General features: G+C 70.0%; 15 protein-coding genes and 1 pseudogene. 11 read left to right on the top strand and 5 right to left on the bottom strand.

Annotated elements, in window-relative coordinates:
* The first annotated feature begins 21 nt into the window (after window positions 1-21).
* The 3 genes and pseudogenes from WME85_RS33560 to WME85_RS33550 form a co-directional block, all read left to right on the top strand.
* Window positions 22-291 (top strand): hypothetical protein, encoded by a 270-nt coding sequence (locus WME85_RS33560; RefSeq protein WP_437827183.1) that lies wholly within the window; start codon window positions 22-24, stop codon window positions 289-291.
* 628 nt (window positions 292-919) lie between these two features.
* Window positions 920-2,017: an alpha/beta hydrolase family esterase gene (locus tag WME85_RS33555; protein ID WP_437827182.1), complete on the top strand. Its 1,098-nt coding sequence runs from the start codon at window positions 920-922 to the stop codon at window positions 2,015-2,017.
* Window positions 2,018-2,294 (top strand): annotated as a pseudogene (locus tag WME85_RS33550) (DDE-type integrase/transposase/recombinase); the annotation flags it as partial.
* A 408-nt stretch (window positions 2,295-2,702) separates the two neighbouring features.
* Here WME85_RS33550 and gstA read toward each other — a convergent pair.
* Window positions 2,703-3,323: a glutathione transferase GstA gene (gene gstA, locus WME85_RS33545; RefSeq protein WP_437827181.1), complete on the bottom strand. Its 621-nt coding sequence runs from the start codon at window positions 3,321-3,323 to the stop codon at window positions 2,703-2,705.
* 283 nt (window positions 3,324-3,606) lie between these two features.
* On the opposite strand from gstA, the gene WME85_RS33540 reads away from it, so the two are divergent.
* The 5 genes from WME85_RS33540 (at window position 3,607) to ribA (ending at window position 11,119) form a co-directional block, all read left to right on the top strand.
* Window positions 3,607-4,020 (top strand): winged helix-turn-helix transcriptional regulator, encoded by a 414-nt coding sequence (locus WME85_RS33540; protein ID WP_437827180.1) that lies wholly within the window; start codon window positions 3,607-3,609, stop codon window positions 4,018-4,020.
* A gap of 1,399 nt (window positions 4,021-5,419) precedes the next feature.
* Window positions 5,420-7,783 (top strand): beta-L-arabinofuranosidase domain-containing protein, encoded by a 2,364-nt coding sequence (locus tag WME85_RS33535; protein WP_437827179.1) that lies wholly within the window; start codon window positions 5,420-5,422, stop codon window positions 7,781-7,783.
* Window positions 7,784-7,845: 62 nt separating this feature from the next.
* The gene (locus WME85_RS33530) at window positions 7,846-9,672 is read left to right on the top strand and encodes an acyl-CoA dehydrogenase (protein ID WP_437827178.1); all 1,827 of its coding nucleotides are present in this window, start codon (window positions 7,846-7,848) and stop codon (window positions 9,670-9,672) included.
* Between the two features lie 60 nt (window positions 9,673-9,732).
* Window positions 9,733-10,239, top strand: a complete 507-nt coding sequence (locus WME85_RS33525) for a sirohydrochlorin chelatase (protein ID WP_437827177.1) — start codon at window positions 9,733-9,735, stop codon at window positions 10,237-10,239.
* 193 nt (window positions 10,240-10,432) lie between these two features.
* The gene (gene ribA / locus WME85_RS33520) at window positions 10,433-11,119 is read left to right on the top strand and encodes a GTP cyclohydrolase II (protein ID WP_437827176.1); all 687 of its coding nucleotides are present in this window, start codon (window positions 10,433-10,435) and stop codon (window positions 11,117-11,119) included.
* A gap of 65 nt (window positions 11,120-11,184) precedes the next feature.
* Here ribA and glmU read toward each other — a convergent pair whose 3' ends face one another.
* On the bottom strand, window positions 11,185-12,546 hold the full coding sequence (gene glmU / locus WME85_RS33515; RefSeq protein WP_437827175.1) for a bifunctional UDP-N-acetylglucosamine diphosphorylase/glucosamine-1-phosphate N-acetyltransferase GlmU: 1,362 nt from the start codon (window positions 12,544-12,546) through the stop codon (window positions 11,185-11,187).
* A gap of 230 nt (window positions 12,547-12,776) precedes the next feature.
* Between glmU and WME85_RS33510 the strand changes: the two genes are divergently transcribed.
* Window positions 12,777-16,562 (top strand): hypothetical protein, encoded by a 3,786-nt coding sequence (locus WME85_RS33510; protein WP_437827174.1) that lies wholly within the window; start codon window positions 12,777-12,779, stop codon window positions 16,560-16,562.
* A complete protein-coding gene (locus tag WME85_RS33505; protein ID WP_437827173.1) occupies window positions 16,559-18,052 on the top strand; it encodes an OmpP1/FadL family transporter in 1,494 nt (497 codons plus the stop codon). Before WME85_RS33510 ends, WME85_RS33505 begins: the two co-directional genes overlap by 4 nt.
* Window positions 18,053-18,220: 168 nt before the next feature.
* On the opposite strand, the gene WME85_RS33500 is transcribed toward WME85_RS33505, so the two are convergent.
* From WME85_RS33500 to WME85_RS33490, 3 genes are all read right to left on the bottom strand, one after another.
* Window positions 18,221-18,688 (bottom strand): host attachment protein, encoded by a 468-nt coding sequence (locus tag WME85_RS33500; protein WP_437827172.1) that lies wholly within the window; start codon window positions 18,686-18,688, stop codon window positions 18,221-18,223.
* Between the two features lie 304 nt (window positions 18,689-18,992).
* Window positions 18,993-19,949, bottom strand: coding sequence for a prolyl aminopeptidase (gene pip / locus WME85_RS33495; RefSeq protein WP_437827171.1), 957 nt, complete (start codon window positions 19,947-19,949; stop codon window positions 18,993-18,995).
* Window positions 19,950-20,259: 310 nt separating this feature from the next.
* Window positions 20,260-22,089, bottom strand: a complete 1,830-nt coding sequence (locus WME85_RS33490) for an AMP-dependent synthetase/ligase (RefSeq protein WP_437827170.1) — start codon at window positions 22,087-22,089, stop codon at window positions 20,260-20,262.
* Window positions 22,090-22,456: 367 nt separating this feature from the next.
* On the opposite strand from WME85_RS33490, the gene miaB reads away from it, so the two are divergent.
* Window positions 22,457-23,947, top strand: coding sequence for a tRNA (N6-isopentenyl adenosine(37)-C2)-methylthiotransferase MiaB (gene miaB, locus WME85_RS33485; protein ID WP_437827169.1), 1,491 nt, complete (start codon window positions 22,457-22,459; stop codon window positions 23,945-23,947).
* Window position 23,948: the final 1 nt, after the last annotated feature.

Genomic DNA, 23,948 nt, shown 5'->3' with positions numbered 1-23,948 from the left:
CGTTGCCGGCGTCGCGGCCCCATGGAGACCGTCTGGCCCATCGCGGGCAGCGGCGGACCGGTGATGATCGCCGCGCTGCCGGAGCGCCCGATGGACAGGCGCCTTGCCGATCCGAGCCCCTTCTCCCGCCTGTTCGTCCACGAGCTCGACGACCACACGCCCTGCCACCGACAAGACGTGGAGTCCGACCGGCACGGCTTCCGCATCGGCCGCGGCAACATGACACGCTGGCAGTACGATTATGGTCGGGCAGTCCGGCGATGGCCGCGGTCCGGCGCCCACCCCTCTTAACGCGGCGCTCCGAAGGAGCCCTGCCAGCCATGTCCTCCCCCGGGCCCGGAGATACCCGCGGGCCCGTCGATTGGAATTGACACCGGCAATGTGAGCGTTCACATTCAAGTCGAGGCCCATCCTTTTGTTTCGATATGCTCGGGTCCTCCTGAGTACCGAGCCCTTCGTCAATCTGGTCCATTCGGTTGATTTTTACACCGATCCTGTTCGCTCGGTCGTCACGGAAGCGATCGCTGATCGATGGTGATCGGCGCTTTGCCAGGAGCGATCCAATGAGGACGCGACAAACCTCGCTTGTTCGACGGCTGTCGTGGAATCCTGGGTGCTGTCCACTGGAGATGATTTCGTCAAGGAGCCGGCGATGCTGGCGCAGCGACCGGATGGCAAGCTCGGGAACGAGGGAACCTATGTTGCGGAGGGCCGTGCTGAGACGCTCCTCGGGCGCACCGGTGTCATCACATCGGCCCGGTCCGGGAGCTCGCCCGAGCCGGGTGGGAGGCACTTTGCCAGGGCGGCGGATCCCGTGAGGAACGTTCTGTCACCTGAGGTGAGTGTGGCGAGTCGCCCTTGAAACGCTCGAATCGTTTTGTTTCCTTTTCACCTGATTGCGGTACGTAGGAGACCTGTGATGCAAGATCAAACGTTCAGCCGACTCGCCTTTTGTGTCACCCTTGCGAGTTGGGTCGCGATTTCATGCACCCCCGCCGAGTCCGACTCGAACAACGACGGAGAGGGCGGAGGGGGCGGAGCGACGGCGACCGGTTCCGTCAGTAGCACGAGCGTCAGCAGCGCGAGCGGCAGCGGCGTTGCGACCTCTTCTAGCGTCACCACCGCGGCTGGGACCGGCGGTGACAACAGCGGCGGGAGTGGCGGGGCTGAGCCGACCGGCACCGGCACCGGCGGCGCTGGCACGGGCGGCTGGCCCGAGGGAGCCATTCCCATGGGGAACGCGCCTGTGCCGAGCGCGGGGTGCGGCAAGGCGACCACGCTGACGAGCAAGGAGTATACGATCTCGAGCTCGGGCCAGAATCGCGTGTACTACGTCGATATGCCCAAGAACTACGACATGAACAAGCCCTACCGGCTGTTCTACACCTCCCACTGGATCGGCAGCCGCTATCAAGACGTCAAGGGGCAAGACTTCTACTTTCTCAAGCCGCAGCTGGAGGCCGACGGAGAGCAAGCTATCTTCGTGGCCCCCTCCTCGGACGGCGCGACGTGGCAAGAGAAGGACCACGCGCTGTTCGACGACATCATGGCGCTCATGAATGAGAATGTCTGCTACGACACGACCCGCGTGTTCGCGACCGGCTTCAGTTTCGGAGGGATGATCACCTATTCGCTGTCGACGAACCATCAAGCGGAAATCCGCGCGGCCGTGGGCATCGCCCCGGCCAACTACAACATCTGGTTGCCTGAAAAGACACATAAGCCCATTGCTTGGATGCACACGACGGGCATGAGCGACGGGACTTGCCCCTGGGTGAACAACGAAGGTCAAAAGAGAGGGGCCAAGTTCATCGCCCTCGAAAAAGCCGAAGACAACGGCTGCACGATCCCGGACAACATCCCGACGTCAAACGGCGCGTACAGCTGCTACGATTTCAAGGATTGCGATCCGGAGCACCCGACGCGGGTGTGCACCTTCGGCGGCGGGCACACGAACATCGACGGCAATCCGAACTGGATTCCCATCGAGTCGTGGAAATTCTTCAAGCAGTTCTGACCGACGTCCCGGCTGCGCTGGCAAGCCGATCGCCTCGGCGCGCTCTGGCACGGTGACGTCTATCATGTGACCGGCTGCACCGTCGGCGGCAAAGCGACGCCGATCCGCACCCACGGGCTGCTCGACGACGCCTCTCGCGACGTCGTCGCGCTCGAGGCGCACACCACCGAGAAAGAGGTCGACATGCTCGGCACGACCGCCGGCGCCCTGCGCCGTCACGGCGAACCCGACGCGCTCTACCATCGATGATGGCTCCACCGAGCACGCCCAGGTGCTGCTGGTCGGCGAGCCTGGCACGCGCCGACGTGGGAGTTCGGCTGGCAGCGCTCGTACTCGTACGACGCGCCCATCGAGACGCTCCCGGCGCTCGAGCCGGGCGATGTGCTCCGGATCAGGTGCACGTACGGATAACTCGACGGAGAACCCGTACGTGGTCAAGGCGCTCAAGGAGGCGAATAGGGTCTCGACGATCGGCGTGGCCTACGGCGAGGGGAATACGTTCGACGAGATGTGCGTCGCCGGGCTCTCGCTCGTGTACCCGATCCCCTGACGGGAGTGGAGGCGGATGCGTTCATGCCCTGAGCTGGGCGCGCCCACGCAAGGCTGGAGCAACCGGCGAGCGCGACGAGGGCATCGCCCTGAGCGCTCGCCGCGCGCGCACCGCGAGGGGCCCGCGCGGCGCCCCTTACTTGCCGCCCTCGACCGGAAGCCCCTCGGCCCGCATCGCCGCCTGCACCGCGGGGCGCGCGGCCACCCGCCGCTGGTACGCTTGCAAATTGGGGAAGGCCGACAGGTCGAGCTTGACGAAATTCGACCAGTTGGTGACCGTGAAAAGGTAGGCGTCGGCGACGGTGAACTGCTCGCCGAACAGGTAGGGCCCCTGCGCGAGCGCCGCCTCGATCAGGCCGTAGCGCTTGCGCAGGTACTCTTCGCGCTCTTGCCGCTGCTCGGGCGAGCTCTTCGGGTTGAAGAGCGGGCTGTAGCTCTTGTGCAGCTCGGAGTTGATATACCCGAGCATCTCTTGCACGCGGTAGCGAGCCATCGTGCCCGGCGGCGGCACGAGCTTCGCTTCGGGCTTCTGGTCGGCCAGGTACTGAACGATGGCCGGCCCCTCGGTCAAGACCTCGCCGCCGTCGAGCTCGAGCGCGGGGATGTACCCCTTCGGGTTGATGGCCGAGAAGTCGCGGCCCGACGATGTCTTCTTGGACGCGAGGTCGACCTTGTCGAGCGTCAGCTCGATGCCGAGCTCGCGGGCGACGACGTGCGGAGACAGAGAACAGGCACCGGGAGAGAAGTACAATTTCATAGGAGCATCCCTCGAATCATGTGGTGTTGGTGAGGACCCCGAACGACCCCGCCCCGGCGACGCGCCCCGGGCGTTCAGGGCGGCGAGGGGCGGGCGGGCGCGGGGGTCGGCGAAGGCCCCCGCGCGTCAAGGCGAAGCCCGCCGCTTCGGCGAGGGCCGCGGCGCGCCAGCCCCGATCGCCCGGGGCCGGCGCCATCGAGACCAGCAAGCTAGCGCGCGAAGTTACTCTTGGATACTGGCCAGGTGCCAGGTACCTGAAAAAGGGGTATCTTCGGGGTTACCCATGGCACTGCCGGTGCGAAAAAATCGCGTCCCCCCGCCGCCCCTCTGCCCGCTGACGCTGTGCATGGCGCTCTTGCGCGGGGCCTGGGCGCCGAACGTCATCTGGTCGCTCAGCGGGCAGCCGCGCCGGTTCGGCGAGCTGCGCGTCGACATCCCGCAGATCTCGGCGCGGGTGCTGAGCGCGCGCCTGCGCGAGCTCGAGGCCAAGGGCGTGGTCAGCCGCCGCGTCATGCCCACCTCGCCGCCCTCGGTCGAGTACGAGCTCACCCCGCTCGGCCAGGAGCTGGTGCCCGCGCTCCGCGCCATCGTCGAGGTCGGCAGCAAGCTCAACCACCGAGAGCCTCACACCTCGCCGGGCCCCGGGGCACGCTCGCGCAGGCGCGCGGCCGCCCCGGCGCGAAGCCACACCGCCTGAGAGCGGCGGGGCGGCGATGTCCCACGGGCCCTCGACGCGCCCGGTCCCGGCGCACTCATCGAAGCCGAGAACCTTGATGCGGGGATCCTCGGTCCTGTCCGCGTTCGGGGCCCTGGGGTACCCGGCCATGTCCGATCGCTCGAGGAGGAGAAAGACGTGAAACAAGGGCTCGTCCGGGCCTCCGCCGCTGCTCCTGCCTCAGCGTGACGACGCCAGTCCTGGGCAGCGCCGAGGCGCCCCCAAGGGCCAAATGTGAACGTTCACATTTGCGATGTCAATTCGAAACGGCCACCCCCGGCCGCCCTCGCGCCCCGATGGCAGACAGGTGTCCTCCCGGGGCGCCGTGCCAGGGGGGGCGGGCATCGGGCCGCGGTCACACAGGCGCTGCCGCGCCGCCGCCACCGGCGCGCGGCGACGCGGCCTCGATCTGGCGGTGGGGACGCCACGCCCCGCGTCGCGCGCCAGCCGCCGATGCGCTGGTCGGCTTCGGGTTCGTCGGTCGGGCGGCGATGATCGCGGCAAGGCGCCGGCCCCTCTTGCCGTGCGGCCACGGAGGAGCCCGCCAGCCTCGTCTTCCCTCGGGATCGAGGTACTTATGGACCTGTCGATTGGAATTGACGGTCGCCATGTGATCGTTCACATTCCGGCCGAGGGGTATCCTTGTTGATGCGCCTTGCTCCGGTCGCCACGCGTACCGAGGCGTACCGAGGCCTTCGTGGTCTGATCGATTTTTGCACCAGCTCTGCTCGCTCGGTCGTCGCGGAAGCGATCGCTGAACGATGGGGATTGGCATCGGGTCGAGGGTGCTCCGCCAGAGAACACGGCATACCGCCCTTGTTCGGCGGCTGTCGTGAATCTCGAGTGCTGTTCACCGGAGATGATTCGTTCGACGATCCGTCGGTGCTGGCGACGTGGCCAGATCTCAACCGTCGGGGACGTCGTGATCTATGTTGAGGAGCATGAACCCTCAAAACCACGTGTCACGGAGGATGTCCCTGGCCATCCTGGGCTCGGCATCCGTACGCACGGCGTCTATCCCAGTCGCCGGCGAAGTCGCTCAGCGAGAAGGGGAGCCTGCGTTTCCTGGTCGGCCTGATCAAGGGTGACGCGGCGACGGGCCTCTGCGCGGCGGGCATGACCTTCCTCTGCCCCCGGTTCCTGTGACGCTCGCGGGCATGCTCTTCGCCCGCGGCGCGGCGTTCCTCGTCAGCATGCAGCCCATCGGCGTCGCTCGCATGGTTGATTGACCAACCCTGAGGAGCGGTCTGGTCAGTGCTTGATCGCGACGGTGCGACGGTTGCCAAGTGAACAAGGAGGAGGCCTCGCCGCCGTTTGACGCGGCGCGGTCTCGTTTTGAGCTTCCTGGATACAACGCATTCGAGATCGGATAGGAGCTATCATGAGCAAGAAAATCCTGCAGTGCCGGCGCTCGCTCTCGGGCGCCACTGCGTTGACTGTCTCGCTTCTGTTGGGAGCCCTCACTCCGGTGGTGGCGTCCGCCGCGGACCCCGTCGAGAAGCTGCAGGAGTTCGGGCTGGACGAGGTGAGCGTGACCGACGCGTACTACCAGAACGTCTCTTCCAAAGAGCTCGCGTACATCATGAGCCTCGACCCTAACCGACTTCTGGCGGGCTTCAAGGCGGTGTCGCAAGGAAAGGACCCTGGGAATGCGTCGGGCCTCAATCTCTACGGCGGGTGGGAGGGCGGCTGGAGCCTTTTGCGCGGGCACACGATAGGCCACTACATGTCCGCCATGGCGCGAGCGTACAAGCAGCTCAAGAGCTCCGACGCGGAGCAAAGCGCCGCCATCGCGCAGAAGATCGACTACACGATCAGCCAGTTGAAATCATTTCAAGACGCGAGTCCCAAAGGATACCTGTTCGCGTCGCCGGAGACGCATTTCGACGTCGTCGAGGGGAAGGCCACCGGCTCCAGCTGGGCGCCGTGGTACACGATGCACAAGATCATCGCAGGCCTCATCGACGTCCACGAGTTCGAAGGAAATGCGACGGCCCTTGAGATCGCGAGCAGGTTGGGGGACTGGACCTACAATCGCAGCTCAACCTGGAACGCGGACCTTCGAAGGAAGGTCCTAGGCGTCGAGTACGGCGGCATGAACGACTGCCTGTACGATCTGTACAGGCTGACGAACAACGCCAATCACCTGGCGGCAGCCCACATCTTCGACGAGGACTCGCTCTTTACCCCGATTTCTCAGGGCACCAACGTCCTGCCAGGCAAGCATGCCAATACGCAGATCCCCAAGTTCATCGGCGCCCTGAACCGCTATCGGACGCTGGGCGAAACGGAGAACTTCTACTACACCGCGGCAGAGAAGTTCTGGACCATCGTGTTGAGGGATCACACCTATGTCACCGGTGGGAATAGCCAGCTCGAGCATTTTCACGAGCCCGGGAAGCTGGACGCCCAAAGGGACAATGTGAACAACGAGACGTGCAACTCGTACAACATGTTGAAGCTCTCGAGAGGGCTCTTCAAGGCCACGGGGGACGTCAAGTACGCCGACTACTACGAGCAGACCCACATCAACGAAATCATGTCCGCCGTCAATCCGACGAACGGAATGACGACGTACTTCAAGCCGATGGGAACAGGGTTTTTCAAGGTGTTCGGCAAGCCGCAGGACACTTTCTGGTGCTGCAACGGAACCGGCATGGAGAACTATACCAAGCTCAACGACAGCTTGTACTTCCATGGCGACACGGATCTGTACGTCAACATGTTCCTCAGCTCGACGTTGACCTGGTCCGCGCGGGGTCTGTCGTTGAAACAGACCTCCAATTTTCCTCTCTCCGACAAGGCGGTTTTCGAGATCACCGCTGCCCCGGCCGATGCGGTCACGATCAAGTTCAGAAAGCCCTCCTGGGTCGCTTCTTGTCAGCCCGTGACGATCACGGTCAACGGCCAGGCGTGCGACGCGACGGAGGCGAACGGCTATCTCACGGTAGGTCGCACCTGGGAGCCCGGAGACAAGGTGGAGCTCACGCTGCCGATGGAGGTGAAGGTGTCGAGGCTCCCCGACAACCCCAACGCGGTGGCGTTCGTCTACGGGCCGGTCGTCTTGAGCGCCGGCCTCGGGACGGAGAGGATGCTGTCGGAGCCCCAGTGGGCGTCCGAGAAGGCCACCATTCCTGCTGGGGTCGTCATCAAAGACACCATCGGTATCAACAACGGCATCACGATCAACGAGTGGATCGCCGACATCGAGAACAACCTGGTTCAAACCCCGGGTACGGCGGAGTTCACGCTGCGGAACACAGACTCCGATAGCACGTTGAAGTTCACTCCGCACTATCAGCGATACGAAGATAGGTACGGCATCTACTTCCGTCTCACCGGGACGGCGGGTGAAACCATCCCGGACGTCGACGGATGCTCGCCCCCTCCTGGAACTGGCAAGCTGTGCGATAGCGTCTCGTCTTCGGAGACCGGCGGCGCGACTGGCAGCGCCGCGACCGGCAGCGGCGCGACTGGCAGCGGCGCGACTGGCAGCGGCGCGACCGGCAGCGCCGCGACTGGCAGCGCCGCGACTGGCGGCGGGTCCGAGGGCAGCTCCGGTGGCGCGGGGGGCGCGGATGATGGCACCACGGACCAGGGCAGCTCGGGTTGTTCCTGCAGTCTCGGTCGCGCTTCGTCGGGACGCTGGCAGCTCGCCGCGCTGTTCGGCCTTGGCCTGGTCGCGTGGCGCCGGGGGAGACGTCGCGCGGCGCCGCAGCGGTCGCGGCGCTTTGTCGCGCTATAAGCCTCCACATCCGCCTGCGGCCGAGTAATCTTTCGCCGCTCGGGAAGCCGGCGAGAGACCCCATGACCGCATCCCAGAACCCGCTGATCAACGACCGCGACGTCGAGTTCCTCCTCTACGAGGTGCTCGACGCGCCCCGCCTCTGCGAGCTCCCCTATTTCGCCGATCACGGGCGGGAGACGTTCGACCTCTACCTCCAGAGCTGCCGGCGGCTGGCGCGCGACGTGCTGTTCCCGACCTACAAGCCGGTGGACGAGTCCCCGCCCCGCTTCGAGGGGGGCGCCATCAAGGTGCACCCCGCGCTCAAGCAGGTCTTCCGGCCGATGGTCGAGCTCGGGGTGCTCGCCGCGACGCGGCCGGCCGCGGTGGGGGGCCAGCAGCTGCCGCTCGTCGTCTCGACGCTCGCCGGCGCCTACCTGATGGCGGCCAACCTGAGCGCGTGCGGCTACCTCGGCCTGACCACGGGCGCGGCGCACCTCATCGAGACGTTCGGCGACGACGCCCTGAAGGCCGCGTTCATGACCCGGATGTACGCCGGCGAGTGGACCGGGACGATGGCGCTCACCGAGCCCCAGGCAGGCTCGAGCCTGGCCGACGTGCAGACGCGCGCGGCGAGGACCGAGGCCGGGCACTACCTCGTCCGCGGGTCGAAGATCTTCATCTCGGGCGGGGATCACGACCTCACCGAGAACATCGTCCACCTCACGCTCGCGCGCATCGAGGGCGCGCCGCAGGGCATCAAGGGCGTGAGCCTGTTCGCGATCCCCAAGCGGCGGCCCGAGGGGGGGCCCGGGCGGTGGGACGAGGGCGGGCGGCTCGTCCCGAACGACGTGGAGGTCGCCGGCATGATCCACAAGATCGGCTGGCGCGGGCTCCCGAGCCTGTCGATGAGCTTCGGCGAGCGGGGGGACTGCCACGGCTACCTCGTGGGCAGCCCCCACCAGGGCATCGCGTACATGTTCCAGATGATGAACGAGGCCCGGATCACGGTGGGCGTCAACGCCGCGGCGACCGCCTCCGCGGCCTACCACGAGGCGCTCGGCTACGCGCTCGTCCGGCCGCAGGGCCGGCGGCTCGGCTCGAGGGACCCGGGGGCGCCGCAGGTGCCGATCATCGAGCACGCCGACGTGCGCCGCATGCTGCTCCGGCAGAAGGCCATCGTGGAGGGCAGCCTGGCGCTGCTCGCGACGACCGCGCTGCACGCCGACCTCGCGGCGCACGCCGCGGACGCCGAGGAGCGGGCGCGCGCCCAGCGGCTCGTCGACCTGCTCACGCCCGTCGCCAAGACGTTCCCCGCCGAGAAGGGGTTCGAGTCGAACGCCCTCGCGGTCCAGGTCCACGGCGGCTACGGCTATTCGAGCGAGTACCTGCCGGAGGCGTGGCTCCGGGACCAGAAGCTCAACGCGATCCACGAGGGGACGACGGGCATCCAGGGCCTGGACCTCCTCGGCCGCAAGGTCGTGGCCGAGGGCGGCGCGGCGCTCAGGGCGCTCGGCGGCGAGATCCAGCGGACCGTCGGCCGGGCGCAGCGGGCCGGGGTCGAGCCCGCGTGGGGCGAGCGCCTGGGCGCGGCGGCGTCGCTGCTCGACGAGGTGACGGCGCACCTGGCGGAGGCGGGGGCGCGCGGCGACGTCGAGCGGATGCTGCGGCACAGCGCGGACTACATGGAGCTCGTCTCCACCCTCGCAATCGCCTGGCAGTGGCTCGCGATGGCCGCGGCGGCCCGGGAGGGGCTGGCCCGGGGCGCCTCGCCAGCCGGCTTCCTCGAGGGCAAGCTCTGCGCGGCGCAGTACTGGTTCTCGACGGAGCTGCCCCGGGTCGACGCGCTCGCGGCGCTCTGCCGCTCGGGTGAGGACTCGTACGCGCGGATGAAGCCGGAGTGGTTCTGAGGCGCGGGGGGCGCGCATGGGCGCGGCGAGCGCGCGCGGGCACGGGAGAGGAGCTGTCGCATGAAGAGGGTCGTCATCCTGGTCGGGCACGGGGCGCCGGCGGCGGACTGTCCGCGCGAGCTCGTGACGCGCCTCAAGGCGCTGGAGGGCCGCCGCGCGGCGGGCGGGGGCGGCGCGCCGGGCCAGGAGGAGCGCGAGCTCGAGGCGAAGGTCCGCGCCTGGCCGCGCACGCCGGAGAACGACCCCTACCGCGCCGGCATCGAGCGCCTGGCCGCGGAGCTCGCGCCGCTTCTCGGCGGCGCCGAGCTCCTTGTCGCCTACAACGAGTTCTGCGCCCCGACGCTGCCCGAGGCCGTCGCGATGGCGGTCGAGCGGGGCGCGAGGGAGATCGCGGTGGTCCCGTCGATGCTGACCCCGGGCGGCGTGCACTCCGAGGTGGAGATCCCGGAGATCATCGCGCGGCTGCGCGCCGAGCACCCCTCGGTCGCGCTCCGTTACGCGTGGCCCTTCGACCTCTCGGAGGTCGCGCGCCTGCTCGCGGCCCAGCTCGCGCGGGACCTCGGCTAGCCCTGCGCAGCTGTTCCCGGTATGTCCGCGGAGCAACAACTTGGAGACCCTGCCTTGTCCCTGGGCGGGGATTACGCTACCTGATGGACGCCACCTTCAGGGGTGGCCGGACATTAGCAAGGTGAACGGAATTATCAGACACGTTGCCCCTTGCTTGAAACGTGACCCTCAATCCCTCCACCAGGAGAGCGAGATGTACGTCCCGACGACGGCGATCCGGCCTCAGCTCGATATTCGCGCCCAGGCGCCCGTGCCGACGAAGCACGGTGTCTTCCAGATGTTGGTGTTCCACTGGGGTGGAACCACGAGCTCCGAGCAGGGGCTCTCCCCCGACCACGTCGCGCTGATCATGGGCGACGTGCGCGGCAGGTCGGACGTCACGCTGCGCGTGCACTCCGAGTGCCTCACGAGCGAGGTCTTCGGCTCGCTGAAGTGCGACTGCCGCGAGCAGCTCGAGGCCGCCCAGGCCGAGATCGGCCGTCGCGGGCTCGGCGTCGTGCTCTACCTGCGGCAGGAGGGGCGCGGCATCGGGCTCGCCAACAAGATCCGCGCGTACCAGCTCCAGGCGTTCGGCCATGACACGGTCGACGCCAACCGCATCCTCGGGCTCCCCGACGACGCCCGCGGCTACGAGCCCGCGGCCGCGATGATCGATCACCTCGGCATCGAGTCGATCCGGCTGCTCACGAACAACCCGGACAAGGTCGACGCGCTCCGCGCGCTCGGCGTGCGGATCTCCTCGCGCTCGCCGGCGATCGTCGCGGCCAACCCCTTCTCCGCGCCCTACCTCGAGGCGAAGCGCGTCCGCATGGGCCACGCCCTCCCGTCGCTGCGCGACGGCGCGACCGGCGAGCGCGCCGCGGCCAGCGACGCCGAGTAGCGCCGAGCCGTCGCGGAAGCGGGCGCGACCCCCCGCGCGGGGAGATCGCGCCGCCGCGGCGCCCGCTACTTCTTCGCCGCGTCCTTCAGCCGCGCCTTGAGCTTCGCGGCGTAGCCTTCCTTGTTCTCCTGCTTCACCCGGCCGATCGCGAGCGCATCCTCCGGCACGTCGCGGGTCACGGTCGTGCCCGTCGCCACGTAGGCGCCAGCGCCGATCTTCACCGGGGCCACGATCTGCGAGTCGCTGCCGATGAAGGCGCCCGGGCCGATCTCGGTCCGGTGCTTCCGGAAGCCGTCGTAGTTGCAGAAGATCGTCCCGGCGCCGACGTTGGCGCCCTCGCCGATGTCGCCGTCGCCCAGGTAGGCGAGGTGGTTCGCCTTCGCGCCCTTGCGGACCACCGTCTTCTTGGTCTCGACGAAGTTGCCGATGTGCGCGTCGGCCTCGATCTGGCTGTCCGGGCGGAGGTGCGAGAACGGCCCGATCTGCGCGCCGGCGCCGATCGACGACTGCGAGGCGACCGTGTACGGCTTCACCGAGGCGCCCGCCTCGACGACGACGTCGGTGAGGACCGAGCCCACGTCGATGCGCGCGCCCGCGCCGACGCGCGTCTGGCCCCGCAGCACCACCGCGTGCTCGATGACCGCGTCCGCCTCGACGACCACGCCGGCGTCGACGCGGGCGCTCGTCCTGATCGTGACGCCGCCCTTGCGCAGCCGGTCGGCGATGCGGCCGTAGAGCACCTCCTCGGCCGCGGCGAGCTGCGCGCGGTCGTTGATGCCCACGAGCGAGCCGGCGTCCCTGGCCACGACCGCCGCGGCGCCGCCGACCTTCGCCGCCTGCGCGACGATGTCGGTCAGGTAGAGCTCGCCCTGCGCGTTGTCGGTCGTCAGGCCGGCGAGCGCGCGCTCGAGGAACGCGCTGCGGGCGAGGTAGACGCCGGGGTTCACCTCGGTGATCGCGCGCTCCTCGGGGCTCGCGTCCTTGTGCTCGCGGATGCCGATCACGCGGCCCGAGCCGTCGCGCAGCATCCTGCCGTAGCCGGTGGGGTCCGTGACCTGCGCGGTGAGCAGCGCCATCGGCGCGTCGCCCGCGCCGGCGAGCGCGTCGAGGAGCTGCGTCAGCTGCCCTGGATCGAGCAGCGGCGTGTCGCCGCACAGGATCAGGACGGCCTCGGTGCTCGGCTTCAGCTGCGGCATGGCGCAGCGCACCGCGTCGCCGGTGCCGCGCTGCTCGGGCTGGAGCGCGGTGCGCACGCTCTTGCCGTGGGCGCTGAACGCCTTGTCCAGGGCCGCGGAGACCTCGTCGCGGCCGTGGCCGACCACGACGACGACGTCCGAGGCGCCGGCGGCCAGGGCCGCGTCGACGACGTAGTGGAGCATCGGCCGGCCGCAGAGCTCGTGGAGCACCTTCGGTCGGGCGCTCTTCATGCGGGTCCCTTGTCCGGCGGCGAGGATGACAGCGGTGAACGGGGCTTGTTGGGCGGTCGCCATCGCCCCGCAGCCTAACACCGTCAGGCCCGCCGCCGTCTTCCTCGCAGTACAGAGAACGTGGAGAATGCGCGCCGCGCTGCCATCCAGCTCACCGGCGCGGGCACGAAGTGCCTACGCAGCTGGAGCGTAATCGTCTACCCTGGAGGCGTATTGGGGAGGTTGTCGTCATGCGCAGGCGTACGCTGCGTTCCTCGGCCGCGGGTGTGTTTCGGCTGGTTGCGCTCGTCGCCGCCGGGGCGGTTGGGGCCTCGTGTCACGAGCCGCTCGACACGCGGCGGGAGGCGCCCCCCAGGGCGACGCTGGGCGACGACGTCTTCGGCGTGCTCTGCGACCGCGTGGGCGCGTCGAGCCTGAACGAGGACCACACAGGCGCCTCGTACCAGCGCGTCTGTCACTACGACAGCGCGGGCCACTACGAGGACAGGGTCGACGCGTCCCTGCTGCCGCCGGTCTCCGGCGCGAAGGCGGAGCGGGCGCGCAGGCTCGGCGTGGCCAAGGTCGAGACCATGGCGCGGTGGCGCGGCGACCTCGTGCGCGCCGTCAACGCCGCGGTGCCGGACATCGAGATCGACAACGTCGCGGCCGGGGAGGGGGGCGGCAAGATCCGGCTGCACGACGCCTTCCTGAGCCTGTCGCAGACGATCGCGCCGCTCTACGAGACGAACCCGTTCGACAGGGAGGGGCCGCCGGTCCTGCCGGCGTCGACGCGCGGGATCGGGCGGCTTTCGGCGGCGTTCGCGGGCAGCGAGGAGGCGTCCGGCAAGCTCGCGCAGATCGGGGAGCGGCGGGGCTACCGGCCGGCCGGCGTGGCGCTCGGCGCGGCGCGCGCGGCGCTCGAGTACCCGGAGCTCCGCGGGATGACGGGGGCGTCGCTCGACGTCCTCGGCCCCGGCGGGGCGGGCGCGGCGGCGCTCCAGGCGCTCCTCGCCGCCGGCAAGAGAGAGCTGCTCGCGCTGGAGCCGGCGACGTCGAGCGCGGGGCCGCTCGTCGTCGATCCGGCCACCGCGCAGCCGAGCCGGCCGCGCACCCTGGCCGAGCTCGCGGGCGCGGTGGCGCTCGCGGAGCACCCGAGCTTCGCCGGGCGCGACACGACGCCGCCGCGCTACATCGCGCGCCGCGATCGGCGCGGCTTCGCGCTCCCCGCGGGCGACGGCGTCCCGGCGCCGTTCACCGACGAGGACGGCGACGGCCTCGCCGACGTCGACGGGTTCGGCCGCTTCGTCGGCGCGTCCGGGGAGCCTCTCCCTGTCGATCCGCCGTTCGCCGTGCCCGGCGTCGAGCCGTCGCAGGAGCCGGACCGGTTCGGGCGCCCTTCGCCGGAGCTGTACACGTACATCGACACGTCGCGCACGCTCGCCGCCGCCGCGCTCCGCAGCGTCGCGCCGCTCGTCGACGGGACCCGCTACGCGGGCGAGGGGGACGCCGAGCCGTGGAAGACCGAGCACGAGGGGCTCATGTACGCCTTCGCCGGCTCGTACCTGCTCTACGGCGACCGCGAGCAGGCAAGCTACGACTTCGCGCGGGACAAGGCCTTGCCGGCGAGCGAGACGTGCGACGGCTGCCTGCAGTACCGCCGCTTCCGCGGCGAGGACTCGCCGCTCGCCGACCTGGCGCACGCCGTCGGCCAGGTGCTCGCCGACAGGGACTCGGACGCCCTCCTCGCCGCGCTGATCGACCTGCTCGAGAACCACGAGGGGGAGCTCGCCCGCATGGCCGGCGCGGCGCTGCGCATCCGCGATCTCGCCCGCGAGCACGACCGGCTGGCCGCCGAGGGCAAGGAGGCGGTCGCGCAGCTCGCCGACGGGGCGCCGCTCGGGGACGAGCTGGCGGCGGTGCTCGACAGGGCCGTCGAGCAGCCGGGGCTCGTGGCGCGCCTGCTCGAGGCGCTCGCGAGCGACGCGCTCCTCGCCCCGCACGGCAGCGCGCAGCACGCGGGCGACGCCGTCGCGACGATGCTCAGGACCCGCGACCAGTTCGCGTACAACCCCGCCAACCTGAACGGCCCGGCCATCAACCTCACGGTCGGGGCGCCCTCGACGGCGGACCCGCGGACGCCTGTCGACCCGAAGAAGCCGAGGAGCGGCGACAACCGCTCCGCCATGGAGCGGCTGATGCAGCTCATGCACGACACCGCCGGGGTCCGGCAGTGCAACAAGGAAGGCGCGGTCGTGAGCGTCTTCGGCGTCACGGTGCCGTTCGTCGACTTCGAGGAGTGCGAGCTGTTCCAGATCGACAACCTGGCGGCCTTCTACCTCGACTCCCTGCTCCCCGAGGGGCACCCGAAGCGGTCCGAGCTCGAGGTGAAGCCCTCGGCCCTGGCGCTCCTCGTGACCGACTCCGTGCTCGAGTCGGCCAGCGACATCACCGGGCTGACGAGCCATCCCACGCCGGCCGCGCTGAGCCGGCTCATCTACTTCGGGGCAGACTCGGAGCGGTACCTGGGCCTGCCCGATCTCGATCCGCTGCGGAGCGAGGATCAAAAGAACGAGACGACGAACCTGTTCATCTCGGGGACGCTCGAGCCGGCCGGCACGATCCATTGCCCGAGGAACGCGCTGGGCGTGAACGAGTGCAGCACCCCGGAGAACCTGATCCGGGTGCGCCACCCGGGGACGACCTTCCTGATCGAGCGGCTCGGGCTCGGCGACTACCTGAGCCCCATCGTGGCGGCGTTCGCCGAGGTCGCCCCCGACACCACGGGGGAGGAGATCCTCATCGACTTCTTCAGCACGGCGTACCGGCACTGGCCGGGCAAGGAGCACGGGCCTGAGTGCATCAAGGCCGGCTCGCCGGCGACCAACACCGAGTACTGCTCGGAGGCGGGGGCCAACTCCTACGAGCCGCTTCTCGCCGACGTGCTCCAGGCCGAGGACGTCATCGCGTCGTCGGTCGCCTTCGCCCGGATGGCGATCGACCCGTCGGCTGCGGTGACGGTGCAGCGCGGCCCGAGGGCCGGGCAGGCCTGGACGAAGGCGCAGGCGCTCGAGAAGCTCGCGCGGATCCTCTTCAGCACCCGCTACGCCGCCGACAGGGGCATGGTCGACCGGTGGGGGAAGAAGAAGGCGACGTGGGCCGACGGCAGGACGCAGGAGCAGCTCACCGTCTTCACCCTGATCGCCGACGCCCTGAACGGCATCGACGCCCGCTTCGAACAGAGCAGCGCCCCCGACGCCGCGGAGCGAAAGGGCCAGTGGAAGCGCGCCACGGACGAGATCGTGGACGCGCTCCTCGGGGTCGAGGGGTCAGGGCCGGAGGCCCGGTTCAAGAACCGCGCGCTCCCGCGGATGGGCGCCGTGGTCCTGCGCGCGCTCCGCGAGCAGCTGAACGCGCGCTGCCCGGATCGCGAGACGACCGGGCGGTGCGCCTGGGCGCAGAAGGAGCTCGGCGCGAAGGTGGTCGACCTGGTGAGCCACCCGCTCTTCGCGGCCCTCGCCGACGTGACGGAGTCGCTCCGCGCTCACGAGCCGGCGCGGCGGGGGATCGAGCGGTTCCTCACCGCGATGCTCGACGCGGACGAGGACAGCGGCGCGTTCCCGGCGCTGCTCGCGACGGCGGTGGACGGCGCCCAGCTCCTCGCCAACGACGACGTGATCGCGCCGCTGCTCAGGACGGCGTCCGTGGCGCTGAGCCCGGCGGGGGACGCCGACGGTCCCGGCGCCGTCGACGCCGGGCTCGAGGCGCTCAAGGCGCTCAACGACGATCGCTACGACAGGTACCACGCGCTGGATCTCGTGCTCCCGGCGCTGGTGAAGCCGATGGCGGACGGCCGCGCGCCGATCCAGGTGTTCCTGGACGCGATCGCCGACGTGAACCGCATCGACGCCGAGAGCGCCGCGCCGCTCACGGCGGAGGACTATCGCCAGGTGTTCGGCTCGGCGAGGGACTTCCTGCTCGATGAGACCCGCGGGCTCGAGCAGATCTACGCCATCATCAAGGATCGACCCCGCGAGTGATCCGCGTGCAGAAGCCCATGACCCGCGCCGCGCTCCTCGCGGCGTCCGCCGCGGGAGCGCTCGTCCTGCTCCAGGGAGAGGCGGGCGCCGCCGGCATGTACCTCACCGATCGCGGCGTCCGCCCGTCGTCCCGCGGCGGGGCGTACGTCGCCGGCGGCGACGATCTCGGCGCCATCGCCTACAACCCGGCGGGCGTCTACGAGGCCGGCACCCAGGTGCTCATCGACGCCGGGCTCGTCGAGTGGCGCAGCCAGTACACGCGCCAGGCGCTCCTGCGGCAGGTCGACCCGAACACCGGCGAGCCGACCGGCGCGACCTTCGTGCAGACGATGGAGCCCGTGACGGGCAGCGCGCCGGTGCTGCCGATCCCCACGCTGGCGGCGTCGCTCCAGGTCGACCGGCAATGGGTCGTCTGGGGCGGGATGTGGGCGCCGTACGCGGCCCTCTCCAGGTACCCGGAGCAGGTGAAGGGCATGCCGGCGCCGCAGCGGTACGCGCTGCTCGACATGGATGGCTCGGCGCTCGCGTTCCTCGGGGCGGGCGCATCGTACGCGCCGTCGCCCGAGTGGCGCCTCGGGGCCTCGATCGGCGCGGTGGTCGGCGCGTTCAACAGCCGGATGGTGGCCTCCGGGTGCGTCCCCGAGCGGATGTTCTGCGCGCCCGAGGACCCGGAGTGGGACATCCGGTCCGAGCTCTCGGTCGGGCCGATCATCGCGCCGACGGGCCAGCTCGGGGCGCTCTTCGTCCCGAGCCGGGCGTGGCGCGTCGGCCTCGCCTTCCAGCTGCCCGTCTGGGTGCGCGCGCCGGCCACCATCCGGGCGCGGCTCCCCGCGGCGCCGGTGTTCGAGCGCGCCGTCCAGGAGGGCGAGGACGCCGACGTCTCGTTCGAGCTGCCCTGGATCCTCCGCGTCGGGGTGGAGGCGCGGGTCGTGGACGACCTGCGCGTGGAGCTCGGGCTGGGCCTGGAGGGCTGGGGCATGCACGACGACATCCTCGTCGAGCCGGAGGACCTGGTGCTCCGGGATGTCGCCGGTTTTCCTGAAGAGTTCCGCGCCCCTGCGGTCGAGTACCCCCGGCGGTTCGAGAACTCGTTCTCGGCGCGGCTCGGCGGCGAGTATTCCGTCGAGCTCGCGGGCCGGCGGTGGGATCTGCGCGCCGGCGTGAGCTTCGAGCAGAGCGCTGTCCCGCCCGAGTACCTGTCGGTCCTCACGATCGACGCGACGAAGGTGACCACCGCCGCCGGCCTCGGCGTGCACCTCGGCCGGTGGCGCCTCGACGCGAGCTACGCGCACGTGTTCGTCGCGGGCGTGACGGTCGATCCTAGGGACGCGCGGCTCCCGCAGGTGAGCCCGGTGCGGGCGAACCCGCCGGAGAACCCGAACTTCGTCAACGGCGGCGCCTACAGCGCCCGCGCGAACGTGGTGGGCCTCGGCGTGGCCTATACCTTCGAGGCGGCGCCGGAGCAGACAGCGCAGAAGAAGCAGGATTGAGGGCGGCGGGAGCGAGCCGGGCGCCGCCGCGGCGGGGCGCGCCGCCTCACGCGGCAGGGCGCGCCGCTTCGAACGCCATGCCGCTGCGCCCTCGAGGAGGGCGGCCCTTCGGGGCCGCCGTTCGCGACGGCGGCCTCGAAGGGCGCCTCTGGTCAGCGAGCCGCGGCGCTACTCGGCGCGCAGCTCGCGCAGGCGCTCGGTGAGCCGGGGGCCGTCCAGCCAGCTCAGGTCCTTGTCGACGGTCGACTCGATGTGGTTGGTGACCTGCTTGCTCACGGTCCCGCGGAGCAGGCCGAGGAAGTGCGGCGGAGCGATGAGCACCAGCGACTCGTACTCGTGCTCGTTCAGGCCCTTCTCCAGCACCTCCGCGAGCTCATGGGCAAACTTCTGCTTCTCGACCTCCTTGGGATCGGTGTCGGGCGCGGCGCCGGGGCGGCCGAGGTACGGGCCACCTCCGCCGCCGCTGATGTTGCCGTTCCCGCCCGGGGTTCCGTTCGGCTTCCGCCCGTGCGCGTCGGCCATCAGATCCCGAACGCGGGCCCGGCTCTCCTCGTGGCTGTAGGACTCGAGCAGGGTAAAGCCCTTGCCAGCAGGCTCTTCGCGATAGAGCTGGGCACGGCTTGCGTCGGAGACCAAGATCCATGTCTTCCGTGCTGCCTTGTTTGCCATAAGCCTCCACAGGGAATCAACCCTTCCCTTTGTCTACGTTAAAGACCGACCCCTGGAGGCGCAAGCGGCCAGAGAGCCCAGAGCGGCAAGATTCGACCGAGTTGCACGCGCGAGGCAGGCTCAACAATGCCTATGCAGGCCCGGATCCAACAAGAACGAGAGAGATCGCGAGGATCTCTCAGGAGGTTATTGAGTACGAAATACGGCCTTCGGTGTACGCCCCGCGGACCGTCGACCTTGGTTAGCCGGCGCGCCCTCGCACGCGCGCGCCTCAGCGGAACCTGTCGGTCGCCTCGACCAGCTCGTGCAGGATGCCCGGCTCCATCGCCGAGTGCCCGGCGTCCGACACGATGCGCAGGTCGGCCTCGGGGAACGCCCGGTGCAGCGCCCAGGCGCTCTCCGCGGGACAGACCACATCATAGCGGCCGTGCACGATGACCGTGGGGATATGGCGGATCAGGTGCACGTCGTCGAGCAGCTGCGTCTCTGTCTCGAAGAACCCCTTGTTCATGAAGTAGTGGCACTCGATCCGGGCGAACGCGAGCGCGAACTCGCCTCCTGATGTCTTCGCGACGAGCTCGGGGTTCACGTGCAGGCAGCTCGTCCGCCCCTCCCAGACGCTCCACACCCGCGCCGCCCGCTGCTGCACCGCGGGGTCGGGGCTCGTGAGCCGCCGGTGATACGCGGTGAGCAGGTCGGCCCGCTCGGCCTCGGGGATGAACGTGAGGTACTCCTCCCACGCGTCCGGGAAGAGGGCGCTCGCGCCCCGCTGGTAGAACCAGTCGAGCTCCTGCTTCCGCAGGAGGAAGATGCCCCGCAGCACGAGCTCCGTCACCCGCTCCGGGTGCCGCTCGGCGTAGGCCAGCGCGAGCGTGCTCCCCCACGAGCCGCCGAACACCTGCCACCGCTCGATCCCGAGGTGCTCCCGGAGCGCCTCCATGTCCGCGACGAGGTGCCAGGTGGTGTTCTCCTCCAGGCTCGCGTGCGGCGTGCTCCTGCCGCAGCCCCGCTGGTCGAAGAGCACGATCCGGTAGGCGGCGGGGTCGAAGAAGCGACGCTGCTTCGGCTCCGTGCCGCCCCCGGGGCCGCCGTGCACGAAGACCACCGGCTTGCCGCGCGGATTGCCCGACTCCTCGAAATAGATCTCGTGGACATCGGAGACGCGGAGCCTGCCGGCGCGGTACGGCTCGATCTCGGGATACAGCGTTCGCCTCTGGGTGTCTGTCATCGTTCTCCCGCTCCCGTCCGTCGATCCGGCGCCCAGCCCGTGCGCGGCCTGCGCCAAAGCGCGCTCAGCCTACGACAACGCGCGCCGCGAGGGGAGAGGGCGTGGGCGGGCGCGGCGCTTGGTAGTGCTGTCATTTGAACATGAAGGCGGTAAGGCGGGAAGAAAATCATCAATGATCTTCCCACCTTACCGCCTTCATGTGAACCCTCTCTAGGCAAATGGCAGCACCACCCGGCGCTTGATCACCCGCCTGGGGGCACCGGCTTTGGGGGCACCGGCTTTGGGGCACCGGCCTCGGAGCGCCGGCCGCTCAGCCGGGCCGCGCCGCCTCGCGCGGCGCGGCCTGCGTCTCGCCGCCGTAGAGCGCCTCGAGGGCGGGCCCGTATTTCTGGAGCACCACGCGTCGCTTCAGCTTCAGCGTCGGCGTGAGCATCCCGTTCTCCGCGGTGAAGTCCTCGGCCGTGAGGGCGATCTTCTTGATCTTCTCGAACCCCTTCGCGCCCGACGCGCACTTGTCGACCTCCGCCTGGACGCGCGCGACGACCCGCGGGTGCTTCAGCATCGCCTCGGGCGACTCGAACGTGAGCCCCTCGCCCCGCGCCCACTCGGTGAGCGCCGTCATCTCGGGCACGATCAGCGCCACGTTGAAGAGGCGGTTGTCCCCGTGGACCATCGCGTTGTTGATCAGCGGAGACAGCTTGAGCTTCTCCTCGATCGGGGCCGGCGCGACGTACTTGCCGTTCTCCAGCTTGTACTGCTCCTTGATGCGGCCCGTGACGAAGAGATAACCGTCGTCGTCGATGTAGCCGAGATCGCCAGTGCGGAAGCCGCCGTCCTCCGTGAAGGCCGCCTTGTTCTCCTCGTCGCGCCGGTGATACCCCTTCATGACGTTCGGGCCGTAGATCACGATCTCGCCCTGCCGCGGGTCGTGCGTCTCCGACCGGTCGATCGCGATCTTCACCCCCGGGATCGGCTTGCCCACGCTGCCGAGGCGGCGGGACCCAGGGCAGTTGACCGCGGCGACGGGCGAGGTCTCCGTGAGGCCGTATCCCTCGTAGACGGTGATGCCGAGCGCGTCGACGAACTCGGCCACCTCGTAGGAGAGCGCCGCCCCGCCGCTGATCGCGTACCTCAGCTTGCCGCCGAACTTGGCGCGTATCTTCGAGAAGATGACCCGATCCGCCACGGCCAGCGCGAGCCGCTCGACGAGGCCGAGCGGCTCGCCCTTGCCCCGCTTCGCCGCGGCGCGCAGCCCGGCGCGGAACAGGCCCTGGATGACCGCGGGCTTCTCCGTCATCTGCTTCTGCACGCCCTCGTAGATGCGGTTGAAGATCCGCGGCACGCTCATCAGCACGGAGGGGTGCACCTCGCCGAGGTTCGCGACGATCTTGTCGACCGACTCGCTCAGCGCCATGGACGCGCCCCCCGTGATCATCACGTGGAGCTCACAGGTGTGGCCGAACGAGTGGGCCCAGGGGAGGAACGACAGGCTCCGATCGCTGCTGTTGAAGGGGATGAGGTCGCGCACCGCGCAGACGTTGGAGGCGATGTTGCCGTGCGACAGGATCACCCCCTTGGGATTGCCGGTCGTGCCCGAGGTGTAGATGAGGCACGCCATGTCCTCGGAGGTCGGCTTGATGGGCGCGGCAGGGCTCTTGTCGCCCGCGGCGAGGAGCGCCTCGTACGAGGTGGTCTGCGCGCCGGGCGCGCCGGCGCCCTGCGGCTCGAACAGACAGACGACGTGCTTCAGCGAGGGCGCCTTCTCGGGGAGATCCCTGCACTTCTCGTGGAGCTGCGGCGTGGCGATGACCGCGGCCACGGCCTCGCAATCGTTGATGATGAACGCCCACTCGCTCGGGAGCTGCGCCTCGTACATCGGCACGATCGCCACACCCATGCTGAAGCAGGCGTACGCCGCGACCGCCCACTCGACTCGGTTGTTGGAGATGATGGCCACCCGGTCGCCCCGCTGGACACCGAGCGACGCAAGGCCGCCGCGAAATCTGGCGACGAGCTGCCCGAACTCCGCATAGGTGATCCAGCCCCAGCGGCCGTCCTTCTTCGTGCCGAACATCGGCTGGGGGCCGTGAAGCCTCAGCGATCGATCCAGCAATTCCACCAGGTTTTCCATCTTGGCCATGGGGTCTCCTCCCGGTCCGATTTTTACCATGGTCCCGCGCCGGCCCTGCGCGCTTTTCGCGGCGCGCGCGGCCCGCGGCGACGGCGGTTGTGAGGGCGGACTCCGCGGACTTCATCGCGCGGCGGTCGTCGGCTGTCGATCATCGCGCATCGGGCATCGCGCATCGGGCATCGCGCGACGCCGGACGATCCGTCCCGCCGCGGGCGGCCTCGTGCGGGGGCCCGGGCGGGTCGCGCGGCGCGCTGGCTCGGCGCGGGCTCATCGGTCGCGCGGTGGGTGCGCGGTGGGTGCGCGGTGGGTGCGCGGCCGCGCGCGGCGGGCGAGGTGGCGGCCCCGGGCCCCTTCTGTTAGAGGGTGCATCGCTTCGATGCCCCGGTATTCGATCACGACGTTCGGCTGCCAGATGAACGTGCACGACTCCGAGCGGATGCACGACGTGCTCCGCCGCGCCGGCTACACGGAGGCCGGCGGCCCCGAGGAGGCGGACGTGCTCGTGCTGAACACGTGCAGCGTGCGCGAGAAGGCCGAGCAGAAGCTGCGGAGCGAGGTGGGGCGGCTCGCGCGCTGGAAGCGGGAGGGCGAGGGCCGGGTGCTCGTCGTGGCCGGGTGCGTGGCCCAGCAGGAGGGGGAGCGCCTCCTCAAGCAGATGCGCGCCATCGACGTCGTGGTGGGGCCCGACAACATCCCGGAGCTGCCGGGCCTGCTCGGCGACCTCTCGCTCGGCGGGCTGCCGATCGCGCGCACGGTGTTCGACCTCGACGCGCCCCGGTTCCTCGTGGCGGCGCCGCCGCCGTCGCCCGCGTCGCGCGCCACGCCGACCGCGTTCGTCACCGTCATGAAGGGCTGCGACGAGCGCTGCTCGTTCTGCATCGTCCCGTACACCCGCGGGCCGGAGCGGTACCGGCCGAGCGACGACATCGTGGCCGAGGTCGCCGCGCTCGTGGCCGCGGGGACGCGGGAGGTCACCCTCCTCGGCCAGACGGTGAACAGCTACCGCGACCCGCTCGGCGCGCTGTCGCGGGCCCCCGGCGCGAGCGCGGACGACCCGGACGAGAGCGAGTTCGCGGCGCTCTTGCGGCGCATCGCGGCCGACGTCCCCGGCCTCGCGCGGCTGCGCTACACGAGCCCGCACCCGCGGCACCTCACGCCCTCGCTCGTCCTCGCCCACGCCGAGCTCGCGGTGCTGCCGCGCCACGTGCACATGCCGGTGCAGTCGGGCAGCGATCGCGTCCTCCGGCGGATGATCCGCCGCTACACGCGCGCCGAGTACGTCGCCCGGACGCGGGCGCTCGTCGAGGCGGTCCCGGGGCTGACGCTCTCGACCGACATCATCGTCGGCTTCCCTGGCGAGACGGAGGACGACTTCGCGGCGACGCTGTCGCTCGTGCGCGAGGTCGGGTTCAAGGGGCTGTTCGGCTTCAAGTACTCGCGCCGCCCGCACACGCCCGCGCTCAAGCTGCCGGACGACGTGTCCGAGGACGTGAAGGGCGAGCGGCTCGCGCGCCTGTTCGCGGAGAGCGAGGCGCTGCTCGCCGCCCACCTGTCGGGCCTCGTCGGGACCACGCAGGAGGTGCTCGTCGAGGGGCGCGACAAGGAGCGCGGGCACGGAGGCCAGGGCGGCGCGCTCTGGTCCGGCCGGACGGGGCGCCACGAGATCGCGCACATCGAGGGCGCGGGGGAGCTCGATCTGGTGGGCGAGGTCGTCGAGGTCACGATCGCGCGGGCGAACAAGCACTCGCTCCAGGCCGAGCTCACGGAGGCGGCGCGCGCCGCGGTCCGGCCGCGGCAGCGCGGCGGCGTCGAGCCGGGGCGGCCGGCCCGGCGGTCGCTGCCGGTCGTCGCCGCCGAGGGGGGCTGAC

The organism is Sorangium sp. So ce1153, assembly GCF_051521595.1.
GTDB lineage: Bacteria > Myxococcota_A > Polyangia > Polyangiales > Polyangiaceae > Sorangium.
The sequence above is the reverse complement of the archived record's forward strand: the minus strand, read 5'-3'. Positions and strand labels throughout refer to the sequence as shown.

What these genes read in the sequence shown, in the direction of transcription:
- WME85_RS33560 (WP_437827183.1), top strand. Translation starts at nt 22, where the DNA reads ATGGAGACCGTCTGGCCCATCGCGGGCAGCGGCGGACCGGTGATGATC.
- WME85_RS33555 (WP_437827182.1), top strand. Translation starts at nt 920, where the DNA reads ATGCAAGATCAAACGTTCAGCCGACTCGCCTTTTGTGTCACCCTTGCG.
- gstA (WP_437827181.1), bottom strand. Translation starts at nt 3,323, where the DNA reads ATGAAATTGTACTTCTCTCCCGGTGCCTGTTCTCTGTCTCCGCACGTC.
- WME85_RS33540 (WP_437827180.1), top strand. Translation starts at nt 3,607, where the DNA reads ATGGCACTGCCGGTGCGAAAAAATCGCGTCCCCCCGCCGCCCCTCTGC.
- WME85_RS33535 (WP_437827179.1), top strand. Translation starts at nt 5,420, where the DNA reads ATGAGCAAGAAAATCCTGCAGTGCCGGCGCTCGCTCTCGGGCGCCACT.
- WME85_RS33530 (WP_437827178.1), top strand. Translation starts at nt 7,846, where the DNA reads ATGACCGCATCCCAGAACCCGCTGATCAACGACCGCGACGTCGAGTTC.
- WME85_RS33525 (WP_437827177.1), top strand. Translation starts at nt 9,733, where the DNA reads ATGAAGAGGGTCGTCATCCTGGTCGGGCACGGGGCGCCGGCGGCGGAC.
- ribA (WP_437827176.1), top strand. Translation starts at nt 10,433, where the DNA reads ATGTACGTCCCGACGACGGCGATCCGGCCTCAGCTCGATATTCGCGCC.
- glmU (WP_437827175.1), bottom strand. Translation starts at nt 12,546, where the DNA reads ATGAAGAGCGCCCGACCGAAGGTGCTCCACGAGCTCTGCGGCCGGCCG.
- WME85_RS33510 (WP_437827174.1), top strand. Translation starts at nt 12,777, where the DNA reads ATGCGCAGGCGTACGCTGCGTTCCTCGGCCGCGGGTGTGTTTCGGCTG.
- pip (WP_437827171.1), bottom strand. Translation starts at nt 19,949, where the DNA reads ATGACAGACACCCAGAGGCGAACGCTGTATCCCGAGATCGAGCCGTAC.
- WME85_RS33490 (WP_437827170.1), bottom strand. Translation starts at nt 22,089, where the DNA reads ATGGCCAAGATGGAAAACCTGGTGGAATTGCTGGATCGATCGCTGAGG.
- miaB (WP_437827169.1), top strand. Translation starts at nt 22,457, where the DNA reads ATGCCCCGGTATTCGATCACGACGTTCGGCTGCCAGATGAACGTGCAC.